The sequence below is a fragment of the Chitinophaga sp. CF418 genome (assembly GCF_900142925.1).
Lineage (GTDB): Bacteria > Bacteroidota > Bacteroidia > Chitinophagales > Chitinophagaceae > Chitinophaga.
The window spans coordinates 325,088-351,119 of the sequence record NZ_FRCN01000008.1; the positions used below are offsets into that span (position 1 = coordinate 325,088).

A 26,032-nucleotide genomic window follows, 5' to 3' on the forward strand; every position below is an offset into this window, starting at 1 on the left:
AGATGTTTATAATCAGGGCAATTATTCTCCCGGCAACAGCGGAAGAATACAATCCTGCAGGTAAGAACCTCTCAACTGACTGTAAAAGATACCACGGGTTATGCCGGTGGCAACCCTGGAAACGGCCTGCCCGATGTCGGGAGATATCAAATATTCTCCGCTTGTTTGACGCGTCAGTGTTCCGTCAAACGAAGAAATACCGAAGCCACATGCCGCCGTTACGGTAGCAAGAGGGAGGGTATAACCGGATTGTATTACTGTTATAGTGGTGAATACGATGACCAGTTGTTTGTCGACGTTTGTCTTTTGTTCCTGTTGAACATTGAACTCATAACTAAGCTGTTTTTCCTTGCTTCCGGCTGGCGGTTCCGGTAACAGAGAAAAGGAAAGCAGTTCAATGCCATGTAAGTTAAAGGAGGTTTCCAATTTGAGCCTATTATATTAAAGAAAAAACAGCCTATGCTCAGGCATTAACAGGGGTGCCGCTTTGATCGGCTATTTTATACAATGGTCCCTGAATAGCATCCTTTAAGGATGAAGGGACCACCGGAACAGTAACATTGACTTTCAGTGGTGACCGTGTGGTTGTCATGTCGGCATCCAGTAGCCTGATACCCAGTACCCGCTGAATATCTACTAATGTATCCATGGTAAAATTGTGGGTACCACTCAACCATTTAGATACCAGGGACGGGCTTTTTAGGTGGAGCTCCCTGGCGAGATCAAGGCTTTTCCAGCCCTTGGCTTTGAGGCCCGCGTGGATCTTGGCGGCCATCTTCATTTTGTGATCTATCTGATCTTGCTCTGTGGGAGTGATATGACTCAGTAAATTGTTTACCAGATCACTGGTGTAGTCAGTCTTGTTTGCATCAAAGTTTTCCATCATGTTGTTTTTAACGAATAAGTAATAAATCTCCTTCCAGTTTTAACCGGTTGAGGGATATTCTTAAAGTATTATCCTTTAGCCGGGTACGGATTATTTTCGAATAATGCATCATCTCATTCACTTCCCGGGCCAGCTTGGGATCATCCTGCCAGGCCCGTACCTTTTTAGGGCCTCCGCCTCCCACGATAATCATCTGCTCACTCAGGCGAATACAGTACAAACGCAGATGCTTATCAGGAATATCATAAAGGGCACAGACCTGGTCATTCCATTCAAGTCCTTCATCCAATTTAAAATAAGTACTGACTGCCCCGGTTACATTGCCAATACTCTTTAACCGCCCCATAATACTTAGCAGATCCTGAAAGAACTCTTTTTGGTATTCCATTACAAACCGGTCTAAAAAAGCATGCTGACTTTCTTCAGTGACAATGCTATAGACCGAAGCCTTCCTACCTGAAAGATTAGTCAGGTAAACCAATTTTGATTTCACTTAAAGATGAACTTTTACGAAGTTAACAATATTAAATCACTTTTGAGTGATTTTTTACCAATTTTTTTTTACCTAAAAGTAAATTACAACATATATCGGTAATTTATCACTTTGGTACTCATACTTTCTTTTTTCCTTCTCTTAAACCGGGTCGCTTTCTTTTCTTAAGCTAGGTTAATGGATTGCTCCTCTTTTCCGGCGTATATTTGTTGCAACATATAAATACAATCTGATCATGGCAAAAACAGTATTACATAAGGCAGCAACACGTGGACATGCAGACCACGGATGGCTAGACAGCCATCATACCTTCAGTTTTGCCAACTACTACAATCCTGAAAGGATGCAGTTTGGCGCCCTGCGGGTACTCAATGATGATATAGTAGCTGGTGGAAGAGGTTTTGATGCTCATCCTCATGATAATATGGAAATCATCAGTATTCCCCTGGAAGGAGCCCTCGAACACAAGGATAACCTGGGAAATACGGTGATCACCAAAGCAGGTGAGATACAGGTAATGAGTACAGGAACCGGTGTTTTTCACAGTGAATACAACGCCAATACCGATATACCTGCTGAATTCCTGCAGATCTGGCTATTTCCCAATCAGCTGAACGTCACTCCAAGATATGACCAGGTAACAGTGGATATTAACAACAGGCCTAATCAGCTGCAACAGCTGATCTCCCCTGATCCCAATGGAAAAGGTACCTGGTTGTACCAGAACGCATGGTTCCATATGGGCCGGTTTGACAAAGGTGGAGAGACGACTTATGAAATTAAAAAACAAGGGAACGGTGTCTACTTCTTTGTTATCAAGGGAAAATTCATCATCAACGGGCAGGAACTGGATAATAGAGACGGATATGGGGTGGAAGACACAAGTCAATTCACCATCGTTTCACAGGAGGAAGATGCGCAGCTGCTGGTGATAGATGTACCAATATTCAGTTGAATTTGACAACTTATTGCTGAAAAAACATTCGTTGTTACATATACCTTTGCTTAACATAAACATTAATATAAATCAAAACATATGTCTCCAATTAAGATTGCCAACACACAAAATGAAGTACTGGATCTGATCAAAAACAGGTGGAGTCCCCGTTCATTTTCCACCAAAGATCTGAGTACGGCAACAGTTGAGACCATCCTTGAAGCAGGATCATGGGCGCCCAGTGCAAACAATTCACAACCCTGGCGCTTTATATATGCATTACGTGGTACCCCGGGTTTTGACAAGCTGCTTTCAACACTGGCTCCCGGTAACGTACCCTGGGCTAAAAATGCGGCTGCACTGGTGGCTTCTGTAGGCATCCGTGAGCTACCTGACACCCAGCAGAAAAATCATTATTACATGCACGACGTTGGTATGGCTACATCTTTTATGCTGTTACAGGCTTTAAACATGAGTGTTTATGGGCACGTGATGGCAGGATTCAATAAACAGCATGCTGCAGAACTAATGGGTTTATCTGCCAATGAAGAACCAGTATCCATGCTGGCGCTGGGATATATTGACAGCGCGGAAAAACTGGATGAACCTTACAAAACAAGGGAATTAACTCCCAGAAGCCGCAATCCGATATCTGCGATTGCAGCCCACCTGGACTAAATCGTGTTATATGGAACCAACGCAACTGCGTATACTCGCTGTAGGTAGAAATGCCGAGATCATGACGGTGATGCATAGATTGCTCAATGCTCCCGACAACTGGACAGGTATAACCGTTACGGCAGACGAAGCTGCCAGGGCAGCTTTTGAAAAAGAAGCGTTTGATATTGTGTTGATCTGCGCCGGCGTTAGTACTGAAGAAGAAGCAGTGCTTACTGCTTATTTCAAACAGCATTCGCCAGCCGTCATTGTCAAAAGACATTATGGTGGAGGCAGCGGTTTACTGAAAAATGAAATATTATACGCGCTGGAGAACAGATGAAACTCCGGTATTATAAAAGACCTGGTATGAAAAAGAATATTGCACACATCCTTGCGGGAAGAGCAAAAAACATCACCCCTACCCAGACGGTATTACAACCTTTACCACATGCAGACTTTCGTTTCGCTAATCCGTTCATTGTCCTGCATCACGGAGGACCGGATACCGTAGCGGCGGGATCGGATGACAGGATACATCCCCATCCACACAGGGGTTTTGCTCCCGTTACGTTCCAGTTACAGGGACAGGCACATCACAAAGACACTGCCGGCAACGATCAGTTACTGAATGCAGGTGATGCACAATGGATGTTTGCAGGGAAAGCCATTCTCCACAGTGAGGGGCCTTCCGCACAGATGCATAAGAATGGCGGCATATCAGAAATATTACAACTATGGGTAAACGTACCTGCGGCCCATAAATGGGATGATCCCCGTTACCAGTTTGTACGGAAAGAGGACATGCCCGGAATACTTGAACAGGACGGTGTCAACCTCCGCCTCGTAAGCGGACAATTCGACGGTAAAACAGGACCGGTGAACATTTCTTTTACCCCCGTTATTTCAGCGGTAGGTGAAATTGCGGGTGGTAAGGAAGTGGAGTTCAATGTAACTGAAGATTACTGGACCCTGCTATACGTTGCACACGGCCGGGTGACCATCGATGACATCACACCGGTACCGGAACATTCCCTGATCGTCTTCAAAAGAGAAGGCACTACTTTCTCAGTGGCTGCCAATGAAGACAGCCAGGTACTTTTCCTCTCAGCTGAAGTCATTGACGAACCGGTAGCTGCCAAAGACAATTTCGTTATGAACACCATGGCAGAAGTAGACCAGGCAATAGAGGATTACAAGAATGGCCGCTTTGGCATATTAGCTTACTAAACATTAAAAACTTTTTTATGGAAGATAGAATCTTAGGCCTTCATCACATTACGGCCATTGCAGACAATGCTAAAAGAAACCTTCAGTTTTATACAGAAACCTTAGGTCTTCGCTTCGTGAAGAAGACTGTGAACTTCGACGATCCCGGCACTTATCATTTTTATTTTGGAGATGAACATGGCACTCCGGGTACTATTCTGACCTTCTTCCCATGGGAAGGCATAGGCCGCGGCCGTACCGGAACAGGTATGGCTACAGAGATCGGTTATTCCGTACCTGCAGACAGCCTTGATTTCTGGACAGAACGCTTCAAAGCTCATAATGTCACTCATGGTCCGGTGGCCGAAAGGTTTGGCGAGCTGTATCTTCCTTTCGAAGATCCCGATGGCCTGAAACTGAACCTGATCGTGCCTAAAACTGCTGACAACCGTCAGGCATGGGAAACTGCTGAAGTGAAAGCACCCCACGCTACCAAAGGGTTCCACAACGTTGTGCTGAACCTGAGAAGCATAGGCCCAACTGCCAGCATCCTGACAGACGTACTTGGCTATAAATTCCTGGCGCAGGAAGGCGATCGTCACCGCTTTGTTACCGACGCCATTCCAGAAGCGTCTATCGTAGACCTGATAGAATCTCCCAAGGAATCTGCCGGCAAAGGAGGTGGTGGTACCAACCATCACGTGGCTTTCCGTGTAGAGAATGAAGAAGTCCTCATGAATTTCAGGGAAAAGGTGGCAAAGAAAGGGCTCAATATCACCCAGAAGATAAACCGCGACTACTTCTTCTCCCTCTATTTCCGGGAACCAGGAGGCGTACTGTTTGAACTGGCTACCAATAACCCTGGCTTTACAGTAGACGAACCGCTGGATCAGCTGGGACAACATCTTAAACTGCCGGTACAGTATGAATCTATGCGTGCCGACATTGAAAAAGTATTACCTGTACTCTAATAGTAACCTACACATGGATATGGATGAAGTAGTAATCAGGCTCAATGCCAAAAACCACGGTGCTTTCTACCTGATGCATGAAGGAGAACAGTCCGGTGAAATGATCATCAGCATTGCTGATAATGTACTCACCGTTTATCACACGGAAATAGATCCAAAGTTTGAAGGCAAAGGCCTCGCAAGGATACTCCTGAATGGTATGGTGGCCTACGCCCGTGAACATCAGCTGAAGGTAAAACCATTGTGCGCTTATGTACATGCACAGTTTAAGCGGCATCCCGAGGAGTTTGCCGACGTCTGGCTGAAACAGGAAGCGGAGCAATGATCACACAAACACAATTTATGCATAGCAAGAAGATAATAACAGCAGGGAAAAAGACAACAGAAGCAAAGAAGGCGCTGATTATGATCCATGGGCGCGGAGGGAGTGCGGAAGATATCCTTACTCTCTCCAACTACCTGGAGGTCAAAGATTATGCACTGGTAGCCCCTCAGGCTACAGGAGGTACCTGGTACCCTTACTCATTCCTGATGCCTCCTGCACAGAATGAGCCATGGCTCTCATCCGCCCTCTCTGTGCTGAAAGAAATAACAGCAGATGTAGTGGCTGACGGTATCTCCCACGAAAACATCTATTTCCTGGGATTCTCGCAGGGCGCCTGCCTTACCCTGGAATTCGTAACCCGCAATGCCGATAAATACGGCGGAGTGGTTGCCTTTACCGGAGGGCTGATCGGCGACAAAATCTATCCGGAGAACTATACGGGCAATTTTGGGAATACCCCGGTCTTTATCGGTACCAGTAATCCTGATCCTCATGTGCCGGTGGAACGCGTAAAGGCCAGTGAAAAGATGCTGAAGGAAATGGGGGCAGATATTAAGGTCAATATTTATAATAATATGGGTCACACTATCAGCCAGGATGAGATCAACCTGGCCAATGAGCTGGTGTTCCGTAAGTAATATTTCCGCATCCGGCTATAGACACTTACTGTCCGGCTATTTACATGAACGTCAGGTCTTACGTAGCGTTTTTGTCTGCTAAATGTTGTAACTTTAATTGACTTCTCTAACATGGCTTTGGGATTTAAAGTGATTAAATTTGCTTTCTATCCCGAAGCCTTTGTTTACAAACATACCAACCTGTAAATCAAATCCACCTCTTCTTCGTCCCTTCTTCGTCCCTTCTTCGTCCCTTCGCCGTCCCTTCTTCGTCCCTTCTTCGTCCCTTCGCCGTCCTTTCTTCGTCAATATGAGGCGCTTAAAGAAGTCTATAACTCAATGCTTTCTGTACATGGTACTCCTCACCTTACTCAGGAATTCGGGTGATACGCCAATATACCTGGCTATATGATGCTGGGGGATACGCTGCACGATGGCCGGGTATTTCTCTATAAAGGCCAGGTACCTCTCTTCTGCCGTCTGGGAAATGGAGGCATATATCCGCTGCTGCATTACGCCAGCTGTGCGCTGCAGCAGCATACGGAAAAGCTTCTCGAACTTCGGCACCTTCTGGTATAAGGTATTCTTATCTTCATAAGAGATCGTCAGCAATTCACAGTCCTCCAGTGTTTCAATATTCTGCCGGGAAGGCTGCTGTTCAGAAAAACTGGAAATATCCGCCACCCACCAATCTTCCACAGCGAAGGTCAGATTCGTTTCTACTCCCTGCTTGTCCACATAGAAGGTACGCACGCAACCTTTGAGTATATATGCTTCATAATCACATATTTCTCCCTCTTTCAGGAGAAAGCTCTTTTTCTTTACCTTCCTGAATTGCAGAAGGGAATGGAAGATCTCCAGTTCCTCCGGGGTAAGCTGTATATACCTTGCAACGAATTGGTCAATTGGGCCGAACATAGTAAATTGATGGGCGGTTGTCTTAAATTTTGCTTAAAAGCTTACTTTCAACCGCAATAATAAGCAAAGCACGTATCTTTTGATAGTAAATTAGATAAGTATTAATAAATCGTCCCGCATGGAATTTTCATCTCTAAAAAAGTACACCCGGCTGAAATGGCTTATCCCTGTCTTTTCAGTGGGCATGCTTACTGCATTCTCCCTGGTGCCGGCCGACGACTGGCAGGATAAGGTTACAAACGCTCTGGCTATTTTCGGCAAACGCTTCCCGCAGGAAAAGGTATACCTGCATTTTGACAAAGACTTTTATGCCTCCGGTGAAACTATCTGGTTCAAGGCATATATCATGATACAGAACCAGCCCTCTCTGACCGCCTCCAACCTGTATGTGGAGCTGCTGGATAAAGACGGCAACGTGGTAATGAAAAAACGTCTGCCTGCAGCCGGTGCTGCGGCAGCAGGGGATTTTGAACTACCTGAAACACTGAAAACCGGCCAGTACCAGATAAGGGCTTATACCGCCTGGATGCTTAACTATGACCCGGAATTCCTGTTTTACAAGAACATAGAAATCTTCGACCCGGCCAAAAAGAACACCCTTCCTTCACGGGACACAGCCATTGCACGTGACTTTGCCGTGCAGTTCTTCCCAGAGGGTGGCAATATGCTGCAAAATGCGCCAGGTGTGGTAGCCTTCAAGGCCATAGACCAGAATGGTTATCCTATTGCCGTTGCAGGTACAGTACAAAACAGTAAAAAAGAGACCGTTGCCGAGATCAGGACTGCGCATGATGGCATGGGCTCCTTTGAATTGACACCCGCCGCCGGGGAAAACTACCGGGCAATAGTAAGAGTAGCTACCGGACAACAGAAAGAAATAGCACTCCCGGCAACACAGACACAAGGAGCTGTGCTTAAAGTATATAACCGTGGCAGCCGTATCTTCTACCAGGCCGCCCTTGCCAATGCTGACGATTCAACCTACTATCGCATGATGGTGATAGCCCAGGTACAGAACCAGATGGTATATAAGGCCGTACTGGATGCCGGCGAAGGCAGGATCAGCGGATTTATTCCCACACAGTCCCTTCCCTCCGGTATTATACAGGTGACCCTGTTCAGCGATAAAGGTCTGCCGCTCTCCGAAAGGCTCGCGTTCATCAGGAAGAGTGACCAGATCGACATCAGCTTCATGAATGCGGAAATAAGCAGTGCTCCCAGAGGCAAAAGTTCTATCGAGCTGTTTGCTCCGGATAGTGTACAGACCAGCATGTCCATCTCTATTACCGATGCCGACCAGGTGCTGAAAGATCCGGATGAGCACAATATTATTTCCAATATGCTGCTTACCTCTGACCTGAAAGGGTATATCTATAATCCGGCCTGGTATTTCCAGGACACTACCAAAGAGAAGCTGCAGGCGCTTGACCTGGTGATGCTGACTAATGGATGGAGAAGGTTCAGCTGGGAGAAGATCCTCAACAATGATATGCCGAAGATCAGGTTCCCGTATGAACAGGGCATGTCACTGAAGGGAACAGCAGTGACCAATACCGGCCGTTATCCGCTGGTAGGTGGCAAAGTGGATTTCATCTTCAAACAACCGCTGGATAGCAGTACCTCTTTCGCCTCTGCCCCTACCAATGACAAAGGTGAATTTGAAGTGCCCAATCTCCAGTTCATGGATACGGTATTGGTATTCTTCCAGGGAAATGACAAACAAAAAAGGTGGAAAGATGTACAGGTTACCTTCGAACCACACTTCTTTGATAAATCGCCCCAGGTTACATTACCCTACCCTATGCGGGTGCCGGAAGGTCTGGACAATGCAGCTATGACCCGTTTCCTGAACACAGCGAGTGAAAGTAATAAGGTTAACCGTTCCATGAGCAACAAGACGGTTTACCTGAAAGAGGTGAACATCCGCGACAAGAAGATCACTCCTCAGCAAACTACAGAGCAGCGTTATACTTCCGGTATGTTCTCTTCGGGCGATGGTTATACTTTTGACCTGACGAAGGAAACACCTTACCAGACGAACGTGTTCCAATACCTGCAGTCCAAAGTTGCCGGTTTGAACATTGCCGGGGATATCAATAATCCAAGTATGTCATGGCGCGGAGCGAAACCCTCCCTGTATCTGAATGAGATGCCGGTAGATGTCAGCATGCTGGCCAACGTCAATATCAATGACATCGCCCTGGTGAAAGTATTCCGTCCTCCGTTCATGGGAGGCTTCGGCGGAGGCGCAGGTGGCGCTATCGCGGTATACACCAAAAAAGGTGGCGATAACAAAGGAGATGAAACGATCCGTGGCTTCGAGCGTATGAAGAAAGCAGGATACAGCCTTGTGAAGGAGTTCTATTCTCCGGATTATGCTGTGAAGAAAGAAGTGCATGCGTTGCCTGACAAGCGCCTTACACTTTTCTGGAGCCCATATATCACCGTGGATTCCATCACCCATGCTTCTACCATCCATTTTTACAACAATGACTTCTCTAAACATTTCCGTATTGTGGTAGAAGGTATTGCTGCAGATGGCCGCGTAGGACGCGCGGAGCAGGTGTATTAAAGACCTAATCTCAGTTAAACGATAGGGATTAAATAACAAGGAATTGGGAAAAGCATCCGGAAGTATTCTTCCTGATTCTTCACACCCAATTCCTAATTATTTTTAGCTTTGAGCTCTTATGAGCAAACCACGATCTGCGCGTATAGCAACAGCGGTATTCTTTTTTATTTCAGGCTTCAGTTTCTCCAGCTGGGCGTCCAGAATTCCGGACATTCAACGCCGGCTTTCCTTAAATAAGGCAGAGTTAGGCTTCTTTCTCCTGGCTTTGCCTACCGGACTGGTACTCACTCTTCCCGTTACCGGTTACCTCTTACAGCGATACAGCAGCAGGAATATCATGATGATAGGAGTATTGGTATTCAACCTGATGTTGAGTCTTATCGGGGTTGTGACCCTGCCCTGGCAGTTGGGTCTGGTGCTTTTCTGCTTTGGTTCCTCCCGGAACCTGATGAATATTTCTGTAAATGCTCAATCTGTTGCCGTTCAGGCATTGTATAAACGGTCAATAATTACTACTTTTCATGGCGTATGGAGCCTGGCCGGTTTTGCAGCGGCGGCACTCGGAGCTATTATGGTGGATTTCAGGATGGCGCCTTCCCGGCATTTCTTTTTCGTGTCCCTGGCCATGACCATTATGGCGATCATTGCCTTTCGCGACAGCCCTCACCTGCCTCCATCCCGGGAGGCCGATACCAAACGCTTTATATGGCCTGACAAGCCTTTGCTGAAATATGGGTTAATATCGTTTGCCGTAATGGCTTGTGAAGGGACAATGTACGACTGGAGTAACATCTACTTTCAGGAAGCAGTACACCCTCCTGAAAAACTCATTGCAGCCGGATATGTTATCTATATGATCGCTATGACCAGTGGACGGTTTACCGGCGACAGTGTGGTGAACAAGCTGGGTGTTCCAACCATGATCAGGTACAGCGGTATACTGGTGCTTTGCGGATTTATGGTGGCTGCCCTGATGCCTTATACAGTATCCACCAGTATCGGTTTTTTAATGATCGGGTTTGGCGTATCGTGTGTAGTACCATTGGTGTTGCGCATGGCTACGCAAACAAGCAGCATGGGTAGCGGACCTGCAATAGCGGCAGTGTCTACCGTTGGATATATGGGCTTTCTGATAGTACCGCCTTTAATAGGCTTTATAGCTGAAGCGGCAGGATTGCGCTGGGCATTTGCATTAATGGCCTTGTTCGGCTTACTGATCACAATTTTGATCTTACAGGTAAAGAAATCAACACAAATAACGACTCTAAAAGAAAGTATAAAAGCATAAGTATGAGAAAGCCAGGATGTATCATATTTGATTGTGACGGTGTATTGGTAGATAGCGAGGTATTAGGTGTAAAAGTATTGCTCGATATGGCATCCCAGTATGGCGTTACTATGGACCTTCAGGAGGCCGTGGAGGAATTTAGCGGCATCCGCCTGAAAGAAGGTATCAAGATCCTGCAACAGAAGGCCAGTAGTCCGCTTCCGGAAGACTTTGAACAGGCCTTTCGCACCCGCTCCTATGAGATCTTCAAAACAGAAATGCGCCCGGTAAATGGCATTAAAGAGATCCTCGATAATCTGACCATTCCATTTTGCGTAGCATCCAGCGGACCGGTAGAAAAAATGAAGCTGAACCTGACCGTTACAGGACTGATCTCTTACTTTGAAGAAGGTAACAGGATATTCAGCGGCTACGAGATCAACAGCTGGAAACCAGATCCTGGTATTTTCCTGCATGCCGCCGAAGTAATGGGCTTTTCTCCTGCTGAATGTGTAGTGATTGAAGACAGCAAAGCGGGCGTTATTGCCGCACATAGAGGAGGTTTCCGGGTATTTGGATATGCCAAACCTTTTAACGGCGAGGAACTCAGAAAAGAAGGCGCCACTGTTTTCTATGCAATGAAAGACCTCCCTTCGCTTCTTTCGCTTAATAATACTGGCGAACTTTAGTGTACACAGTGAAACACTGTAAATACCCACAGGAACGGGGCAGCCCATTGCCCGATAAATAAACTGATATGCGCGCACGGCAAAGCCAGGGAGAGTTCCATAGCTCCTACGGCTGCCTATACCAAACATACCATACTTTTGGGACATCTTTTCCGGCCTTTACAGCACAGCTTTCTGCTGCACCAAACCGACGTAATTACCATGATGACTGATAGAAACAGGTATTGGGGAATACGTGAAGCAATTCATAAGATAGGGTATGCCATCCTGGTTTTTCACCAGTGATTTATTGGTAAATAAATCCAGTGGCAGGCTGCCCCCTGTATAAACATCAATACTGCTGAGGAAGATATCGTGAGAGACTGCTACCGTATGGATGCAACTACTATTGCGATAGCTGATGAAAGAATAGGTCTGGGCTTCATGCAGTACGCTGCCTCTGACAGTATCACCCTGGTCGTCCGGGAGTGAGCAGCTAAACTTTGCGGGATTATATATTCTTACATTTGTAAGGCGGTTAACAATCTTGTAGGCAGCTTCTTTACAGCTCCAGAGCAGCCATACCATATCTGAAGGTACGGAAGCCTGACAGATCATCTCCTGCTCGGCAGCTGTAAAGATCTTGCTGAGGTATCCTTTTCTTTGCCAGTTACTTTCCTGGCCTGCAAGATGGAGATCTATGATATCGTTACCGATCATTGCGCGCCTAATTTGGCTTCTATGATCTCTATTGCAGATTTTACATTCAGCATACGCTCCATTGATTCATTGTCGATCACAATATTGAATTGTTCTTCCACATCCAACACCACATCTACCAGGTTGGCAGAGTTGATCTTGAGGTCATTAACAAAATCTGTGTTTTCATTAATGTTCAACAACGCTTCCTCGTTCTTCGCATAGGGTTTTACGATTTCCTTTAATTGTGTTATCAGCGTTTCTTTATCCATTGGTTTTATTTATACTTCTTTAATATCACACAGGCATTCACATCTCCAAAGCCAAAGCTGGCTTTCGCAATCAAATTTAATTCTTTATGAAGCAACTCCTGAGGTATTTTTTCCGGATCAATAATAGCAGCTATATCGGGATGCAGGTCTTCGCAATTGATATTAGGGAACAGGAAGCCTTCGTGCAGTTGTAATACAGCAGCTACCAGCTCTATACTGCCGGAAGCGCTGAGGCAATGCCCGATCATACATTTCAGGGCATTGATATAGGGGAAGTCCTTTCCTTTTCTTCCCAGTGCTATACTCCAGTTCTCAATTTCCAGTGCATCCTTTCCCGTAGCTGTCAGATGTCCGTTAATGGCATCTATCTCCTGCGGCGCTACGCCTGCGGCTTTAATGGCCTCACGAATACAACGCTGTACAGCTGTGCTGTTGGGCGCCGTCATAGAGCCATCGCCTCTTTGTGCACCTGCGTTAATATGTCCGCCCAATACTTCTGCGTAGATAACCGCGCCACGTTCCAATGCACTGTCCAGCGATTCCAGTACCAATGCTCCTGCTCCACTGCCCGGAACAAAGCCACCGGCGGAAGCGCTCATAGGACGGGAACCAGCAGCAGGATGATCGTTGTGTTTAAAAGTGCAGACTTTCAGTCCATCGAAACCACCCCAGATATAAGGCCCCGCATCACTGGTACTGCCAGCCAGCATCCGCTTTGCATATCCATTACGAATACGCTCATAAGCCATCAGCACACTTTCCGCCCCCGTAGCACAGGCAGATGAATTGGTGGTCACCTGGTTAGCAAGGGCCAGCTTACCTCCCAGCCACGCACTAATACCACTAGCCATCGTTTGAGGTACTACCGTACTACCCAGCCGGCGTACCTGCAGCGCGTCTACTTTATAAATAGCCTCACGCATTTTATCCACCCCGGCCGACCCTGCGCCAAAGATAGTACCGCTATCCCAGTCAGGGTCCAGGTCAGCGCCCACCGGTAGCTGAGCATCTTTCCAGGCATCTATGCCGGCAATGAGCCCGTAAAGGATGCCATTGCTGTTGAAATTCCTCAGTTCGAGCGCCTCCAGGTATTGTAACTGCAGTGATTCCGACACTTCAGGTTTTCCTGCTATCTGGCAGGAGAACTGTAAAGCTGCCAGCTCATTATCATGGCGGATACCGGAAGTACCTGTTTTGATAGCTTCTGCAAAAGCGGGAATGCCAACACCATTTGGAGCGGCTACACCGAGGCCTGTTACAACTACTCTTTTATTCATGTGGTTTGCTAATGATCATTCCGGCAATAGTACCGGTGCATACGTCCTGCTGTGCTTCGTTTTTCAGTGTGACCCGGCACTTCAATTTTCCGAAACGGAAATACACCTTTTCTGCATAGACCGTCACTTTCTCTCCGGGAAAAACAGGGCGCAGGAATTCTATTTCTGTGGATGTCAGGCCAAAGGTCATACTTTCCGCCAATACTTCATCGCCCAAAAGATAAATACCCAGGCAGACCAGTCCTGTCTGTGCCATTACTTCCGTTAGCAGTACGCCGGGAGTAACGGGATATCCTTTGAAATGGCCTTTGTAACAGTCCATATCTTCCCTGAAGATAAAGTGTCCCTGTACTTTCTCACTGTCGATATGGTCCAGTCCATCTACAAAGAGGAAGGGTGGCGCAAAGGGTAATTTCTGCAGAATCTCTTGTATTGTCATGCCTGACTGATATGTTCACCACCATTCACCGGAATCACCGCCCCATTGATCCATGCTGCTTCATCTTTACACAAAAGATAAACGACATTAGCTACATCTTCAGGGGTAGTAAGGCGATGAAAGGGGTTACGCTGTTTTGTATATGCGATAATGTCTTCACTGCCGGGTATCAGTTGCATAGAGCGGGTTTCAGTTACACCTGCCTGTATACAGTTCGCCCTCAGACCCAGCGGTGCAAATTCCAGGGCAATATGACGGCTGATCGACTCAAGTGCCGCTTTGGCTGCCGCTACGGCGCCATAGTGTTTCCATGCCTTACTGCTGCCTTCACTGGTAAAAGAAAGTACTCTTGCATCAGGCGCAAAGAGCTGTTGCTGTACCAGCTCCTGTGTCCAGTCGTACAGGCTGATAGCCATGTTGTCAAGCGTAATGTGAAAGTCGTCGTTGTTTAGTCTGGCCTTGTCACTGTTCATAGCTTTGAGATTACCTTTTGCAATACTATGCACGAGCGTTCTGACGCGGCCCTTTTCGCCCATGGCAGACTTCAGCGCTGTCAGTACTTCCTGTCGTTTAGCGGGGTTGACAGCATCAACATTGAACGCAAGCACCTGTACACCGGAAGCGCTGATAGCGTCAAGATCTTCGCTGATGCGCTCCATATCCACCCGCGTGTCCCTGTGTACAATACAGACATTCATGCCATGCATTGCAAGCTTACGGGCCGACGCCCGCCCTAAACCACTGCTACCGCCAAGTATTAAAGCCCAGTAATGATGTGATGCAAATTCCTTTACCATTGTAACAATATTCGCTGTGCGGAAAAGCCCGGGCCAAAACTCAGCAGCAGTCCCTTCTCACCGGCCGGCACACCTCTGTCCATAAAACGTTCCAATACATACAGCACGGTAGCGCTAGACATATTGCCGTATAAACGCAGCACTTCTTTTGTATCGTCAATATTCTTTCCCATTTCTCCGAACAGTTCTTCCACGGTCTGGATGATCTTCTTTCCCCCGGGATGGAAGATCAGGTGGTCAATGTCTTCTATACGGTAACCATATTTATCCAGGAACGGGTGTATAATAGCCGGAAAATGGGCTGCAATTGTATTTGGGACCTCTACATCCAGGACCATCTGCAAACCGGTATTAGTGAGCTTAAAACCCATTAAATGTTCGGCTTCATAGAAATGGTACATCCCATCTCCGATTATCTGCGGACCATTGTCATCTTCATGGGAAGAAAGAATTGCACAGGCGGCGCCATCCCCGAAAATAGCTGCGCTCACAATATTGGGCATGGAGTAGTCTTCCAGCTGGAACGTAGCGGTAGGCGACTCTATGGCTATCACTGCCGCCCTTTTACCCGGATTAGCTTCCAGGAACTTGTTAGCGTAGATCATCCCGGAGATCCCGGCAGCACATCCCATCTCTGTTACCGGCAAACGCACAATATCCTGGCGTAGCTGCAGAAGGTTGATCAGGTATGCATCCAGTGAGGGGATCATGATACCGGTACAACTGACAGTGATGATGTAGTCCAGGTCCGTTGCTTCAAGACCTGCTTTTTCCAATGCGTTCACCAGACACTGGCTACCCAGTTTAATCACTTCTCTTACATAAATGTCGTTCTTTTCTTCAAAGGAAGTGCTCGTAAACACTTCTTCAGGGTTCATAATAGAGTAGCGTCTGTCAACAGCTGCATTCTCAAAGATCTTTTTAACTTTTCTGGCAAAACGGTCTTCCTGGCCGGACAACCAGATATCAAGAAAGGGCATGATCTCTTCCGTGCTTCTGGTATATGGAGGTAAGGCTTTCGATACTGCTGTTATTTTAACGCTCATACATTAGTAATTATCCACTGATAACGGAAAGCCCATTTCCATCTGAGTGTATATTGGTTGAAATTCAATTTTCGTGACAGTTCCTGTATTTCTTTTCTTTTAAATCCGCGCAGGATGGATACCAGTCCATCTTCCTTCGGCATCCTTCCCATTCCCGTCAGCCTGCTGAAAAGCTGGAACAGACGGTATGCCAGTGCGCTTCTGTGCAAGTCATTAATAACAATCCCGATAGTAGCATTCCTGCGGAAAAGTGACATCAGTTTTATGATTTGCCGGTCTTCAAAGTGATGCAGTGTAAGCGTACATAATACGATATCGTATTGCATTTCCCTGAATTTTTCGCCCAGGATATCCATACAATAGTAAGTGATTTCCGGGTATTGTGCGGATAAAACGCCCGCATAATTAACAGTATATGCGTTAGCATCGACACCGACAAGCTTTATCCGCCAGCCTTTTTTACCAGCCATCTTAGCCAGTGCGCGCAGCATGTCGCCATTCCCACAGCCGATATCAACGATAGTCACTTCCTTTCCCGGCGGCACATTCTCCATCAGCAGGCTTATACCTTCCAGTGTGATGCTGTTTCCTCCTAACAGCTGATTAATATCTGCGATCTGGTTCAGCGTGTTCCTCAGCTCCTCCCCCTCCATTTGGAGGTCATCCATGATCTCGGGTGCAAGAGTTCTCTGATTGGTATTAACGAACATACGTAGTTTGCATTTTAAAAGGTTTTCCATGTGTCTGCCTGATTATGACAGGCAGCAGCGCCGGGAAGAGCACCAGGCCACTCATAATACCTGCTGCCAGCTCCTGTTTCCGGAAAACAGCAGACAGTATCTTGCCTGCCTGCATCCGTTTATTAAATTCTTTTTTCCAGGCCCTGGCATAATTCATTTCCAGTTCCTGCCTGGAAGGCAGCTGACCTGAAAAGAAGGCCAATATCTGTTCTGCGGCGATCTTTGCACTGTGTATAGCCATCGCCATGCCGTTTCCGCAAAGCGGATGGATAAGACCTGCTGTATCGCCTGTCATCAGGATGTGCTTGTCCACTTTCTGCTTTTCCGCAAACGATACCTGGCTGATGCTAATCGGGCGCTCAAACAGCGGCCGGCTATGTTCCAGGATTTCTTTCAGATGCGGATTACGGTAGAGCACTTCCTGCTGATGTGCGGTGATATTTTTAAACCGTCTGAAACTATCATAACTGACGAGGTAGCAGATATTGATGATATTATTCTCCACTTTGGATACACCGCAATACCCACCCATGAAATTATGCAGTGCTACCAACCCGTCCGGAAAATCGCCTTCATAATGGCTCTTAACTGCCAGCCAGGGGGACTTTTGAGAGGAGAAGTCCCGTAACAGCTGTTGATCCAGTCCTGACCTTTTCCCATAGGCCCCTATTACAAAGCGGGCAGCCAGCTGCTGGTCGAGGGCTGTATTAACCGTAAACCGGTCATTTTCAAAGGAGATGTCAATCACCGTGTCTTCCAGCAGTATCCCTCCGGCTGCCACCATCCGCTGCATCAGGAACTGGTCCAGCAGGTAGCGGCTGATACCAAAACCACCCAGGGGCAACCCGGCTTCCACGCTTTTACCGGAAACTGCCGAGATCCTGACCCGGTCGATCCTGGCAGGTTGCAGCACCGCAGGATCCGCTCCCAGCCATTGCAGGTAAGGCAATACCTCGTTGGAGATATATTCTCCGCACACCTTATGTCTTGGAAACGGGTATTTTTCAATAACAGTAACCCGCAGCCCTGCACGCAGCAGGTGCAAGGCGCCGGTTAAACCGGCTAATCCTCCTCCTACAATAATGACGTCAGCCCCCGGCATTTATTAACTAATTGATTTTAAGCACCTGAATATTAAATATCAAACTACATGTTGCAACAAGTGTACGTTATTTTCCTGATATGAAAAACCAAATATTATTCTTTATATATGTCGTTATGATACAACTGTTGCACTTAAAAAAATGTCGCTTAATCACAGTCATGATCAGCAGATAAAACCGGAAGCGCCCCTTTCCGGCTTTAAGTACAACCCTGCTGATCGCGGTTGCTGAGACAGTATTAACAAGATTATTTACGCCATTGGGACCCATGTCCACAGAACGCAAAAACGAGGGAAGGGGAAATTATAAATGGCATTAAGCGGGTCTGATAAACCATTGCCACATTCTCTACATGAGTACGTTGTTGCCTTAGCCTGTCAGTAACGTTCATTTCTGCTCACCAGATTTTCTTCCGGCTATAAACATGCCATATAACACTTCCTTCAAGTGTTTCACGATAACTGTTTCTCATTTTACATACGTGTGTAGATAACCTTTCCCTTTCACCGGAGCAGACAACGCATTCTTTACGGACGGGCGTCATGGCGTAATCTTTGAACGCTGTCAAATGTACCCTTGATTTGTAATTTATCACTTCACTAAACAGATCCGTATGCAAAAGACAAACATCTGGATATTCCGTTAAGACAACCATCGCAATTTGTACCGAAAAGTGGGTACCTCCATGGGACCCGCTTTTTCTTTCTGCTCAAAAATAACCCGCCAATGGAAAAGAAGATCACTGTGGTAGTACCCACTTACAAACGTCCGGAATTACTGTCCCGTTGCCTGAGGGCATTAGAGGAACAGGAGTTTGACAAAAGCGCCTTTGATGTAATTGTGGTCAGTGATGGTCCGGATAAATACACCCGGCAACTGGCCTGTAGCTGGAAATATGCCGGGCTGATAGAAGTAAAGTATCTGCTGCTGCCTGTTAAAAGAGGTCCCGCTGCTGCAAGAAATGCGGGATGGCGTGCTTCTGATGCGCCAATGATCGCATTTACTGATGATGATACTATTCCTGATCCATACTGGCTGCAGAACATCTGGCAGGCATGGAAAGGTGAAGCTGCCGCAGTTTATACAGGGCACATAGTAGTACCTATAAAAGGGCGCCCCACGGATTATGAATGGCATACAGCTCAACTGGAAAAAGCAGACTTTGTGACCGCCAATTGTGCCTGTACAAGACAGGCTTTAGAAATGGTTAATGGTTTTGATGAATCTTTTGAAACAGCCTGGCGGGAAGACAGTGATCTTGAGTTCAGGTTATTACAACAGCGCATTCCCATTTATCATCTTAAAAACGCCATCGTGCTACATCCTGCACGGAAAGCCCGCTGGGGAATAAGTATACGTGAACAGCGTAAAAACATTTTCAACGCATTGTTATATAAGAAATTCCCCAAACTGTACAGGGAAAGGATCCAGCCGAGGCCTGCATGGAATTACTATCTGATGATCTGTTGTTTTGTACTGGCTGTCATTTTCGCGCTGTATGCTGCATACACCGCATCAGTTGTATTACTTGGTGCATGGTTATTGATGATTGGTCTCTTTGCAGGTAAGCGGCTGAAACATACTTCGCATGCCGCTTCACATGTTCTTGAAATGATCATTACATCAGCAGCCATTCCCTTTGCGGCTACTTACTGGAGCCTCTACGGGGCATGGCGTTACAAAGTATTTTACCTGTGATGCCTCAATCATCATAAGATAGCGGTTTTCCGCGCATTACAATTGGGAGATATGTTGTGCAGGCATGTTCACTGATGAACGCAATCCTCCTTCCCATATACTTATTTTCAGATCAGTTTATCGCTGGCAATAGTGCTGTGATCAGACTCTATTGCCGGCTTTCCAAATAGTTGGTCTGTATAAATAATCTCGTTCATGTTTCCACTACAGACTGTCTCAAACAATCTTTCCCAGTCTGCTGTAAAGCGATCTATATTAAACCGTTTCATTGCGGCAGCTCTCGCTACCTCCCCCATTTGTGCTGCCAGTTCCGGCTCATTCAGCAACAGCTTCATTTTTTTGATCAGATAATTAATATCTGTGTGAATGAATCCATTCCTGCCATTTTCGATCACTGTCACCAGCTCGGTGGTTGCCAGGCCTACAACAGGCATACCTTGCATCATCGCTTCACAAACAGCCAGCGCCAGGCTGGTATGCCTTACAGGATGGAAATAGAACCGGTACCTGCTTCTGACTGATGGCAGTTGCGGATATAATACCTCTCCAAGACCATCCTTCCCGTTGCCCATTCCTACGAGGTCGATGGGTAATATATTACGGACATGCTGGAAGATGTCCCAGCCCAGCCCTCTGCCCCGCTGCGGCAAATGATTGATGGCAACAAGTCCCTTGGCCAGTTCTCCTGTGTATGGCACATCAGGCATCGTCACACCATGTTCGATCACAGTAGCCGGTGTGCGATTATTATCCCACATCAGCCGGTTGTAGTGTGTTACATGTACCAGGCAAATGCGGCGGTCATTTACAACGTGTCTTGTAGTGACAGGATTCTTGGCAGGTGTATTGTGTTCCAGGTAGACCCTTGGCAACCTGCGCTGGGCGGGAGATAAAATATCATACTGCTCCACCAGGTAATCTTTTGTAGACTGATAAAGGATGACATCAAAGTCTAAATCTTTCACCATTCCCACCGGGACCTCATGTACATTATCACCGAATGGAAACGTCTTTCCTCTACCATAGTACCCTGGAGTACGTTGATCGTTGATAGGAATATAAATGTCAAAATTGCCTTGAGAAAGGTAATACAGGTAGCTTCCATGGATATGCCAGGTAAAGATCTTCAGCCTTGGCTTTTGTTGTGTAGTCGTCATATATGTCATTAAATAGGATTGACTTTTATAGTAACAAAATGTGCTCATAACCTTTTTATCATTCACCAGGCAAACTCTTTCTCACGCTCGTCCTGGTGCAAGATCAATAAACAAACCAAAGATGTGATGCTGGAAATAATTGATTTTTAGACAATTATTTTCTGCTACCGTCAATTCTGTGTAAGTGCTGCATGGAAGCGCTTCCCCACCGAACGCTGCAGAGGGATGAGGATAAAATTGTTACCAGCAGCATAATGTAAAAAGTGAATGGCACAGTTGACGCAAGAGTTCTACACTTAAGGTAACCTATTCACGTTTTAAAGAAAATGTATATATATTGGCAGACGGATATTGAGGCCTGGCAGCGGGTTTTCAGACTTTCAATTGTAGCAGGAAGTCCTCATATTAAATACGTAGTAGCTTATAACATCGGGCAGAAATCAAGACATCTATAGATCCCATTCATGGAGGTAACTGTAACTGTGTATCTGAGAAAGTGGCCGACCAAATGGCGGCACAGGTGGTATCGCTTTTTGCAGCAGACTGGGGCATTGCCATTACCGGCTATGCGTCTCCCGTACCCGAACAGCACATTCATGAGTTATTTGCCTACTATACGATCTATTACAGGAATAAATGCGTAAAACATGAACGCATCACAGCCCCACGCAATGATGTGCTGATGGTAAGAGTGCATTTTACGAATGCGGTATTGCGAAAGTTTTATGATGCCGTATCTGATACAGACATGGAATAATCTTTGCCGCTTTTTCTAAAAAATGCATCTTATGGAACGATTGTCCCTTGAGAAAGAAACGGTACATATTGACTATACCGGGGAAGGTATTCCTGAGTCTGTAAAGAATTTCCGTCCGTCTGTATTCAGGGACGGAGATATGTATCATTGTATCCTTGGCTGCGATAAAGAGACAGCAGTGTTTGGAAGTGGTGCATCAGTAGAGGAGGCACTCCTCGAATGGGATCATGCTTACCAGGATAAAACAAGGAAATAGAGACAGGAGTTAACTGGCTTCTTCCTCTTTTTTTACCTGCGGCCACTTAATTCCTCTTGTAAGGAAAATTATTCCTGCAGTAATATGAACAAGGACCCAAAGTCCATGCTGGTAGATACTTATTGGCATAAAAGGATTGTAAAGCCCAATTATTATCAGGAACAGAAAAACCCGGGAATGGGCATCGTTATCATATGCCTGTTTAATCAGATAAAGAGAAGATAGCGGTACCAATATCCGGAGAGTAGCAAAATAACTGTCGGGCAATTTAAATGTGAAAGCAAGTAGAAAAAGGCCGGTTAGTATCGTTAAGAGCCTCATAGGTAATTAGTATTCGGGTTATAGGATACGCTGTTTTTTCAAAAGCAGCAAGTGGATGACAAATATAGGAAATAGTATAATAACATCAGTGCGATAAACCTCAGTAGATAAAAATGGCCATTCCGTATAAACAGAATGGCCATTTTTATCTACTGAAATTATTGAGATTATCAGGGAGTTCCTTCTGTCATATTATCGTTACTATCACTACCTCTGCTATAGGTATTATTTTCCTCATCTTCCGCCCCAATGTCTTCATTCTCGTCATCCAGCTCTGCACCAGGCACATCAAGATCAGCCCCGGATGTTTCCTCTCCAAAGCTTCCTTCATTTAACGGATCACCGTCATCGTCAGTACTATCCAGTGAGGCTCTTCTCAGACTGTCGGCATCTTCTTCTCCCGGTGTTACATTAGCGCTGGTTTCGAGATCCCGCCGTTCTTCTTCAGTAACATCCGATTCATTGTCTATATCATCTTCATCTTCGTCATCCAGGATGCCTTTCCCTTCTTCATCATCGGAAGATATTGTTGTATCTGCCAGTTCTCCGAGTGGCGGTACATGTATGTGTTCCTGTCCCGGAATATCTGAGACATCGGGTAGCGTCATTGCTGTTTCCTCCCGCCGCATCTTTTCTTCATCCTGCGGACTGTCCTGTATATCCTGCTTTTCCTCGCTGCTTTTTATACGTGTGAATGCTTTTTCCATATCATTGCGTTTTAATTTTTATTACCCATATCCCCCGTTTTGTCTCCCGCCTGGAAGACCAGGTAAGACACAATGACTATAAGTACAAGGAACAGGATAATTGATGGCACCAACATATGTTACCAGTTTACTTGAAATATTACAAATAATCTGCCATGCCAGTGCCGTTCAGTTTGCCGTCGGCATATCTGTTCAATTCTGTTTTATAATATCAGGAAATATTTCATTCAGCCGGGGCTCAAATGGCTGATTTGCCGCCGGTACATTGCAAAGGCCCGGCGGGAAAGCGTGGATGAAAAGCCTCTTGTGGAGAATGGCTGGGAATATTTATGCACAAAGCAGCATGCTTTCATAGCCCTGCAAGCAACTTTATGGGTGTTGCGGTTTTATGATGGCTGATATAATGCTACTGAATACCTGGTCGTATACCTGGGATTGATATTTATACCTGGGTAAAAAGATTTTTCAGTTCTTTTACCAGGTCATATACAGAGGTGGGTTTCTGTATACAACGGAAAGCGCCTTTACTGATCGCTTCCTGTTGAAGGCTGTAGTCTATGCACGTAGAATAGATGATGACTGGAATGTGCTGTAGTTCTTTCCTCTTTTTGATCTCTTCAAGACAAATCAGACCGTTAGGTCCCGGCATGTTGTAATCAAGCAAAATGAGATCCGGCCGGGTAACCCGTAATACACCGTAAGCCATTTCGGCTCCTTCCGCCCAGTCACAGGTACTACCACTTCCCTCCATCTCTACCGCCTCATTCAGAATATCTATTTCATCGGCGTCGTCATCAATCAGAAGTATGGACCTTACCATAGAGAAAAATTAAGCAGTGAGACAATCGTATTCAAGGGATAAATTTATTATCCGTCATTCCCGTATAAATAGTTGTTTTTCGTATAGGGGTAATCAAATGTTTCCTGGTGGATGAAAGGAAAGAATAATGCAAATGTAAAACACTATTGAAGACCCGAACAATTCAAATGGTAAATGGTTAAAACCGTCGTGTAAATAAATGTAAGGAAATTTACCGAGACATCAAAAGAAACATGACAGAGATCATATTTTAATCGTTTACTGTTTAAATTTTCACGACGTATAATTCAAAAAACCAATGTACCTTCCTTACAGATCGAAAACAGGTAATAATAATGTTGATCCATCGAGGTAAATTCACATTAAAGCGGGAGAACAGTACACACACTGCCGGATTCTGTATCCTGCATGCCGCCCCGGAACAGCTTACCCAACAGATTAACCTCTTACATCCCGAAGAACGATCTTATTACGAAACATTAAAATTTGACAGACGTAGGGAGAGTTATCTCTTAGGCCGGATCTCAGCCAAAAAAGCTATTGGTGCATTATCTTCATTTGAAGATCTGGGTAAGATCGCCATCGGGGCCGGTATCTTTCAGTTTCCGGTAGTAAAGTATGCTGTAACGCGTAACCTACAGGTTAGCATTACGCATTGCGATGGGCTGGGTATAGCGCTTTCATACCCGGAGGTACATCCACTGGGTATAGACCTGGAACGAACAGACAAGGCGAATACAGAAGCCATTAAGGAACAGCTGACCGCTGATGAGCTGGCGCTGACAGGCACGGTGCCTCTCCCGGGCGATGTGACCTGTACCATGATATGGACGATGAAGGAAGCCCTGTCGAAAATACTCCGGACCGGGTTGACCATGGACCTCAAACTACTGGAGATCCAGTCGCTGGCGAAAGAAGGAGATCTATATACCAGCCATTTCAAACATCTTATTCAATACAGGGCGATTTCCTGCTATGCCGGTGCTCACGTCTGCTCAATCGTGGTGCCCGGTAAAACGACTCCTGATCTGGACCAATTCTGGCAATTTTTCCGGGAAACGGTATCGCGTTGAGGCGTATGATCACGTTATGCTGATTACAGCAAATGATTTCGTTTTGCCCCCGGGGTTATCGCCCTGCGCTATAAACACACAGCACCTACGGCGCCGATTGCAGTGAATGATTCCTTTTTGCGGTTTACAGCAATAAGGTATCAATTCTGTGGGCCTGTACCAGCTGAACCTGTTCCGACCAGGAAAAGACGGTAAAATAGCCATCCTGGGAAGCTACCAATGCAATGGCATCCCGTTGATCATGAACGAACTGTGCGGCAGAGAGGTGCCTGGTGCCCCCTATTGCGGAAGGATGCATCAGCTCAGGCGTTCCTCCTATCACGGGTTCTATCATTACCACCCGGTCTACTCCCCTGGATGACCAGGCAGCCCGGGTGATCTTTGCCCCGAAGGTTATTAGTTCATGACGGTCATTGATGACAGTAGCGCCATCTACGGCGGTCAGGCCGGTGACATTATCCACTTCCCGGCGCATAGCGTTCTGCCAGTATATTTCGGTCACTTTACTCCCGTCCTGGCGAATGAGGTCAGCCACGCCCGTAAAAGCGGGAGAAACCGGATATGTTAAGGGGTGTACGATAGATTCCTTCCATTTTTCACTACCCGAGGGTACCATCAATAGGATACCGCCTCGTTTATGCGCCCGCATGGACACAGCGATCTGGATCAGGACATTTACCGGATCGTTCCACATCGCGGAAGAGGTCAGTCCAAGCAGGGAGGTCAGAATGTCGGGACTATCCGGCAGCAATCCGCAGGATTCATCCACGATCTTTACCTGGTCGCCCTTCAGGACCGCTACGTTGGCAAACTTTCCCAGACCGATACTGCGACGGTGTTTAACCACCAGCAATCCTGGCTCAGATACGTCCAGTACAAAGCAGAAATTGGGCAGTTTAAGGGTGGTGCCCCAGATATACAGCTGTTCCCCTTCATACCAGATGCCCACATGTACACCGGCCCGTTCTACCCCGGGAGCCAGTTTAGTGAGTACGCGTACATCGAAAGGGAGCTTTTGTGCAAATTTCAATGGTTTCCCTGCCTGACAGGGGTTCAGGAATGCCAGGGAAATGCGGGTAGGAACACCTTCTTCCCTGCGCAGACTGGCCCAGAAGGCCACATCGAGCATTTTCTCAATAAATTTGGCCTGAGGAACCGTGGCCAGGTCCTCTTCCCCACTCACAGCAGCAATGGCCAGGTGTTTGGAAAAATGGTTTTCTATCTGGTCGGCTACCTTCACGGCAGCCTGATAAGTTGAGTCTAGTGTCAAATCCATAGCTATACAATACAAATTAGAGCCGGCTTCAAAATTAACCTTTTATTCTATGCCCCAAAATATACCACTTATTC

Annotated in this window: 31 protein-coding genes; 14 read left to right on the top strand and 17 right to left on the bottom strand. The window is 46.3% G+C overall.

The window, feature by feature from the left end; translation table 11 throughout:
- Positions 1-21 precede the first annotated feature (21 nt).
- From F3I09_RS19215 to F3I09_RS19225, 3 genes are read right to left on the bottom strand one after another with little or no spacing between them, the layout of a single operon-like run.
- Complete coding sequence (locus tag F3I09_RS19215) at positions 22-426, bottom strand: hypothetical protein (RefSeq protein ID WP_149696660.1); 405 nt, start codon at positions 424-426, stop codon at positions 22-24.
- A gap of 37 nt (positions 427-463) precedes the next feature.
- On the bottom strand, positions 464-886 hold the full coding sequence (locus F3I09_RS19220) for a helix-turn-helix transcriptional regulator (RefSeq protein ID WP_149696661.1): 423 nt from the start codon (positions 884-886) through the stop codon (positions 464-466).
- A gap of 7 nt (positions 887-893) precedes the next feature.
- Complete coding sequence (locus tag F3I09_RS19225) at positions 894-1,274, bottom strand: hypothetical protein (protein ID WP_149696662.1); 381 nt, start codon at positions 1,272-1,274, stop codon at positions 894-896.
- Between the two features lie 340 nt (positions 1,275-1,614).
- Between F3I09_RS19225 and F3I09_RS19230 the strand changes: the two genes are divergently transcribed.
- The 7 genes from F3I09_RS19230 to F3I09_RS19260 all read left to right on the top strand — a co-directional run bounded on the left by F3I09_RS19230 (position 1,615) and on the right by F3I09_RS19260 (position 6,116).
- Positions 1,615-2,334 carry a pirin family protein gene (locus F3I09_RS19230; RefSeq protein ID WP_149696663.1) on the top strand — a complete coding sequence of 240 codons (720 nt, stop codon included), beginning with the start codon at positions 1,615-1,617 and terminating at the stop codon, positions 2,332-2,334.
- A gap of 81 nt (positions 2,335-2,415) precedes the next feature.
- On the top strand, positions 2,416-2,994 hold the full coding sequence (locus F3I09_RS19235; protein ID WP_149696664.1) for a nitroreductase family protein: 579 nt from the start codon (positions 2,416-2,418) through the stop codon (positions 2,992-2,994).
- Between the two features lie 10 nt (positions 2,995-3,004).
- A complete protein-coding gene (locus F3I09_RS19240) occupies positions 3,005-3,316 on the top strand; it encodes a hypothetical protein (RefSeq protein WP_149696665.1) in 312 nt (103 codons plus the stop codon).
- A 26-nt stretch (positions 3,317-3,342) separates the two neighbouring features.
- A complete protein-coding gene (locus F3I09_RS19245) occupies positions 3,343-4,203 on the top strand; it encodes a pirin family protein (protein WP_149696666.1) in 861 nt (286 codons plus the stop codon).
- A 17-nt stretch (positions 4,204-4,220) separates the two neighbouring features.
- Positions 4,221-5,153 carry a ring-cleaving dioxygenase gene (locus F3I09_RS19250; RefSeq protein WP_149696667.1) on the top strand — a complete coding sequence of 311 codons (933 nt, stop codon included), beginning with the start codon at positions 4,221-4,223 and terminating at the stop codon, positions 5,151-5,153.
- 19 nt (positions 5,154-5,172) lie between these two features.
- Positions 5,173-5,478 carry a GNAT family N-acetyltransferase gene (locus F3I09_RS19255; RefSeq protein WP_149696668.1) on the top strand — a complete coding sequence of 102 codons (306 nt, stop codon included), beginning with the start codon at positions 5,173-5,175 and terminating at the stop codon, positions 5,476-5,478.
- 17 nt (positions 5,479-5,495) lie between these two features.
- Positions 5,496-6,116, top strand: coding sequence for an alpha/beta hydrolase (locus F3I09_RS19260; protein ID WP_149696669.1), 621 nt, complete (start codon positions 5,496-5,498; stop codon positions 6,114-6,116).
- A 315-nt stretch (positions 6,117-6,431) separates the two neighbouring features.
- Here F3I09_RS19260 and F3I09_RS19265 read toward each other — a convergent pair whose 3' ends face one another.
- The gene (locus F3I09_RS19265) at positions 6,432-7,013 is read right to left on the bottom strand and encodes a Crp/Fnr family transcriptional regulator (RefSeq protein WP_149696670.1); all 582 of its coding nucleotides are present in this window, start codon (positions 7,011-7,013) and stop codon (positions 6,432-6,434) included.
- 118 nt (positions 7,014-7,131) lie between these two features.
- Here F3I09_RS19265 and F3I09_RS19270 point away from each other — a divergent pair, with 118 nt between their 5' ends.
- From F3I09_RS19270 to F3I09_RS19280, 3 genes are all read left to right on the top strand, one after another.
- Positions 7,132-9,585 carry an MG2 domain-containing protein gene (locus F3I09_RS19270; RefSeq protein WP_149696671.1) on the top strand — a complete coding sequence of 818 codons (2,454 nt, stop codon included), beginning with the start codon at positions 7,132-7,134 and terminating at the stop codon, positions 9,583-9,585.
- A gap of 118 nt (positions 9,586-9,703) precedes the next feature.
- Positions 9,704-10,873 carry an MFS transporter gene (locus F3I09_RS19275; RefSeq protein ID WP_149696672.1) on the top strand — a complete coding sequence of 390 codons (1,170 nt, stop codon included), beginning with the start codon at positions 9,704-9,706 and terminating at the stop codon, positions 10,871-10,873.
- 2 nt (positions 10,874-10,875) lie between these two features.
- Entirely contained in the window at positions 10,876-11,541 is a 666-nt protein-coding gene (locus tag F3I09_RS19280) for an HAD-IA family hydrolase (RefSeq protein ID WP_149696673.1), read from the top strand.
- A gap of 159 nt (positions 11,542-11,700) precedes the next feature.
- Here the strand turns inward: F3I09_RS19280 and F3I09_RS19285 are convergent, their stop codons facing one another.
- From F3I09_RS19285 to F3I09_RS19320, 8 genes are read right to left on the bottom strand one after another with little or no spacing between them, the layout of a single operon-like run.
- On the bottom strand, positions 11,701-12,240 hold the full coding sequence (locus F3I09_RS19285; protein ID WP_149696674.1) for a 4'-phosphopantetheinyl transferase superfamily protein: 540 nt from the start codon (positions 12,238-12,240) through the stop codon (positions 11,701-11,703).
- Positions 12,237-12,491, bottom strand: coding sequence for a phosphopantetheine-binding protein (locus F3I09_RS19290; protein WP_089831408.1), 255 nt, complete (start codon positions 12,489-12,491; stop codon positions 12,237-12,239). The genes F3I09_RS19285 and F3I09_RS19290 overlap by 4 nt, the downstream gene beginning before the upstream one ends.
- Before the next feature lie 5 nt (positions 12,492-12,496).
- Positions 12,497-13,768: a beta-ketoacyl synthase gene (locus F3I09_RS19295; protein ID WP_149696675.1), complete on the bottom strand. Its 1,272-nt coding sequence runs from the start codon at positions 13,766-13,768 to the stop codon at positions 12,497-12,499.
- Entirely contained in the window at positions 13,761-14,207 is a 447-nt protein-coding gene (locus F3I09_RS19300) for a 3-hydroxyacyl-ACP dehydratase FabZ family protein (protein WP_149696676.1), read from the bottom strand. The genes F3I09_RS19295 and F3I09_RS19300 overlap by 8 nt, the downstream gene beginning before the upstream one ends.
- Positions 14,204-15,004, bottom strand: a complete 801-nt coding sequence (locus tag F3I09_RS19305; protein WP_149696677.1) for an SDR family oxidoreductase — start codon at positions 15,002-15,004, stop codon at positions 14,204-14,206. The genes F3I09_RS19300 and F3I09_RS19305 overlap by 4 nt, the downstream gene beginning before the upstream one ends.
- Positions 14,998-16,050 carry a type III polyketide synthase gene (locus tag F3I09_RS19310; RefSeq protein ID WP_149696678.1) on the bottom strand — a complete coding sequence of 351 codons (1,053 nt, stop codon included), beginning with the start codon at positions 16,048-16,050 and terminating at the stop codon, positions 14,998-15,000. The genes F3I09_RS19305 and F3I09_RS19310 overlap by 7 nt, the downstream gene beginning before the upstream one ends.
- A complete protein-coding gene (locus F3I09_RS19315) occupies positions 16,047-16,760 on the bottom strand; it encodes a methyltransferase domain-containing protein (RefSeq protein WP_149696679.1) in 714 nt (237 codons plus the stop codon). The genes F3I09_RS19310 and F3I09_RS19315 overlap by 4 nt, the downstream gene beginning before the upstream one ends.
- Positions 16,750-17,892, bottom strand: coding sequence for an NAD(P)/FAD-dependent oxidoreductase (locus F3I09_RS19320; RefSeq protein ID WP_149696680.1), 1,143 nt, complete (start codon positions 17,890-17,892; stop codon positions 16,750-16,752). Before F3I09_RS19320 ends, F3I09_RS19315 begins: the two co-directional genes overlap by 11 nt.
- A gap of 727 nt (positions 17,893-18,619) precedes the next feature.
- On the opposite strand from F3I09_RS19320, the gene F3I09_RS19325 reads away from it, so the two are divergent.
- Positions 18,620-19,591 (top strand): glycosyltransferase family 2 protein, encoded by a 972-nt coding sequence (locus F3I09_RS19325; RefSeq protein ID WP_149696681.1) that lies wholly within the window; start codon positions 18,620-18,622, stop codon positions 19,589-19,591.
- Between the two features lie 107 nt (positions 19,592-19,698).
- Here the strand turns inward: F3I09_RS19325 and F3I09_RS19330 are convergent, their stop codons facing one another.
- Entirely contained in the window at positions 19,699-20,748 is a 1,050-nt protein-coding gene (locus tag F3I09_RS19330; protein WP_149696682.1) for a glycosyltransferase, read from the bottom strand.
- 460 nt (positions 20,749-21,208) lie between these two features.
- Between F3I09_RS19330 and F3I09_RS19335 the strand changes: the two genes are divergently transcribed.
- Complete coding sequence (locus tag F3I09_RS19335; RefSeq protein ID WP_223233302.1) at positions 21,209-21,505, top strand: CinA family protein; 297 nt, start codon at positions 21,209-21,211, stop codon at positions 21,503-21,505.
- 31 nt (positions 21,506-21,536) lie between these two features.
- Positions 21,537-21,761: a hypothetical protein gene (locus F3I09_RS19340; protein ID WP_149696684.1), complete on the top strand. Its 225-nt coding sequence runs from the start codon at positions 21,537-21,539 to the stop codon at positions 21,759-21,761.
- A gap of 9 nt (positions 21,762-21,770) precedes the next feature.
- Here F3I09_RS19340 and F3I09_RS34800 read toward each other — a convergent pair whose 3' ends face one another.
- The 3 genes from F3I09_RS34800 to F3I09_RS19350 form a co-directional block, all read right to left on the bottom strand.
- Complete coding sequence (locus tag F3I09_RS34800) at positions 21,771-22,082, bottom strand: DUF6804 family protein (protein WP_370512663.1); 312 nt, start codon at positions 22,080-22,082, stop codon at positions 21,771-21,773.
- 170 nt (positions 22,083-22,252) lie between these two features.
- Complete coding sequence (locus F3I09_RS19345; protein WP_149696685.1) at positions 22,253-22,789, bottom strand: hypothetical protein; 537 nt, start codon at positions 22,787-22,789, stop codon at positions 22,253-22,255.
- A 442-nt stretch (positions 22,790-23,231) separates the two neighbouring features.
- Positions 23,232-23,609, bottom strand: coding sequence for a response regulator (locus tag F3I09_RS19350; RefSeq protein ID WP_149696686.1), 378 nt, complete (start codon positions 23,607-23,609; stop codon positions 23,232-23,234).
- 335 nt (positions 23,610-23,944) lie between these two features.
- Between F3I09_RS19350 and F3I09_RS19355 the strand changes: the two genes are divergently transcribed.
- On the top strand, positions 23,945-24,682 hold the full coding sequence (locus F3I09_RS19355; RefSeq protein WP_149696687.1) for a 4'-phosphopantetheinyl transferase superfamily protein: 738 nt from the start codon (positions 23,945-23,947) through the stop codon (positions 24,680-24,682).
- A 124-nt stretch (positions 24,683-24,806) separates the two neighbouring features.
- Here F3I09_RS19355 and F3I09_RS19360 read toward each other — a convergent pair whose 3' ends face one another.
- Complete coding sequence (locus F3I09_RS19360) at positions 24,807-25,958, bottom strand: putative sensor domain DACNV-containing protein (protein WP_188133870.1); 1,152 nt, start codon at positions 25,956-25,958, stop codon at positions 24,807-24,809.
- Positions 25,959-26,032 lie beyond the last annotated feature (74 nt).

Coding starts and splice junctions, on each gene's coding strand:
- F3I09_RS19220 (WP_149696661.1), bottom strand. CDS start 886: ATGATGGAAAACTTTGATGCAAACAAGACTGACTACACCAGTGATCTG.
- F3I09_RS19225 (WP_149696662.1), bottom strand. CDS start 1,274: ATGGAATACCAAAAAGAGTTCTTTCAGGATCTGCTAAGTATTATGGGG.
- F3I09_RS19230 (WP_149696663.1), top strand. CDS start 1,615: ATGGCAAAAACAGTATTACATAAGGCAGCAACACGTGGACATGCAGAC.
- F3I09_RS19235 (WP_149696664.1), top strand. CDS start 2,416: ATGTCTCCAATTAAGATTGCCAACACACAAAATGAAGTACTGGATCTG.
- F3I09_RS19240 (WP_149696665.1), top strand. CDS start 3,005: ATGGAACCAACGCAACTGCGTATACTCGCTGTAGGTAGAAATGCCGAG.
- F3I09_RS19245 (WP_149696666.1), top strand. CDS start 3,343: ATGAAAAAGAATATTGCACACATCCTTGCGGGAAGAGCAAAAAACATC.
- F3I09_RS19250 (WP_149696667.1), top strand. CDS start 4,221: ATGGAAGATAGAATCTTAGGCCTTCATCACATTACGGCCATTGCAGAC.
- F3I09_RS19255 (WP_149696668.1), top strand. CDS start 5,173: ATGGATGAAGTAGTAATCAGGCTCAATGCCAAAAACCACGGTGCTTTC.
- F3I09_RS19260 (WP_149696669.1), top strand. CDS start 5,496: ATGCATAGCAAGAAGATAATAACAGCAGGGAAAAAGACAACAGAAGCA.
- F3I09_RS19265 (WP_149696670.1), bottom strand. CDS start 7,013: ATGTTCGGCCCAATTGACCAATTCGTTGCAAGGTATATACAGCTTACC.
- F3I09_RS19270 (WP_149696671.1), top strand. CDS start 7,132: ATGGAATTTTCATCTCTAAAAAAGTACACCCGGCTGAAATGGCTTATC.
- F3I09_RS19275 (WP_149696672.1), top strand. CDS start 9,704: ATGAGCAAACCACGATCTGCGCGTATAGCAACAGCGGTATTCTTTTTT.
- F3I09_RS19280 (WP_149696673.1), top strand. CDS start 10,876: ATGAGAAAGCCAGGATGTATCATATTTGATTGTGACGGTGTATTGGTA.
- F3I09_RS19285 (WP_149696674.1), bottom strand. CDS start 12,240: ATGATCGGTAACGATATCATAGATCTCCATCTTGCAGGCCAGGAAAGT.
- F3I09_RS19290 (WP_089831408.1), bottom strand. CDS start 12,491: ATGGATAAAGAAACGCTGATAACACAATTAAAGGAAATCGTAAAACCC.
- F3I09_RS19295 (WP_149696675.1), bottom strand. CDS start 13,768: ATGAATAAAAGAGTAGTTGTAACAGGCCTCGGTGTAGCCGCTCCAAAT.
- F3I09_RS19300 (WP_149696676.1), bottom strand. CDS start 14,207: ATGACAATACAAGAGATTCTGCAGAAATTACCCTTTGCGCCACCCTTC.
- F3I09_RS19305 (WP_149696677.1), bottom strand. CDS start 15,004: ATGGTAAAGGAATTTGCATCACATCATTACTGGGCTTTAATACTTGGC.
- F3I09_RS19310 (WP_149696678.1), bottom strand. CDS start 16,050: ATGAGCGTTAAAATAACAGCAGTATCGAAAGCCTTACCTCCATATACC.
- F3I09_RS19315 (WP_149696679.1), bottom strand. CDS start 16,760: ATGTTCGTTAATACCAATCAGAGAACTCTTGCACCCGAGATCATGGAT.
- F3I09_RS19320 (WP_149696680.1), bottom strand. CDS start 17,892: ATGCCGGGGGCTGACGTCATTATTGTAGGAGGAGGATTAGCCGGTTTA.
- F3I09_RS19325 (WP_149696681.1), top strand. CDS start 18,620: ATGGAAAAGAAGATCACTGTGGTAGTACCCACTTACAAACGTCCGGAA.
- F3I09_RS19330 (WP_149696682.1), bottom strand. CDS start 20,748: ATGACGACTACACAACAAAAGCCAAGGCTGAAGATCTTTACCTGGCAT.
- F3I09_RS19340 (WP_149696684.1), top strand. CDS start 21,537: ATGGAACGATTGTCCCTTGAGAAAGAAACGGTACATATTGACTATACC.
- F3I09_RS34800 (WP_370512663.1), bottom strand. CDS start 22,082: ATGAGGCTCTTAACGATACTAACCGGCCTTTTTCTACTTGCTTTCACA.
- F3I09_RS19345 (WP_149696685.1), bottom strand. CDS start 22,789: ATGGAAAAAGCATTCACACGTATAAAAAGCAGCGAGGAAAAGCAGGAT.
- F3I09_RS19350 (WP_149696686.1), bottom strand. CDS start 23,609: ATGGTAAGGTCCATACTTCTGATTGATGACGACGCCGATGAAATAGAT.
- F3I09_RS19355 (WP_149696687.1), top strand. CDS start 23,945: ATGTTGATCCATCGAGGTAAATTCACATTAAAGCGGGAGAACAGTACA.
- F3I09_RS19360 (WP_188133870.1), bottom strand. CDS start 25,958: ATGGATTTGACACTAGACTCAACTTATCAGGCTGCCGTGAAGGTAGCC.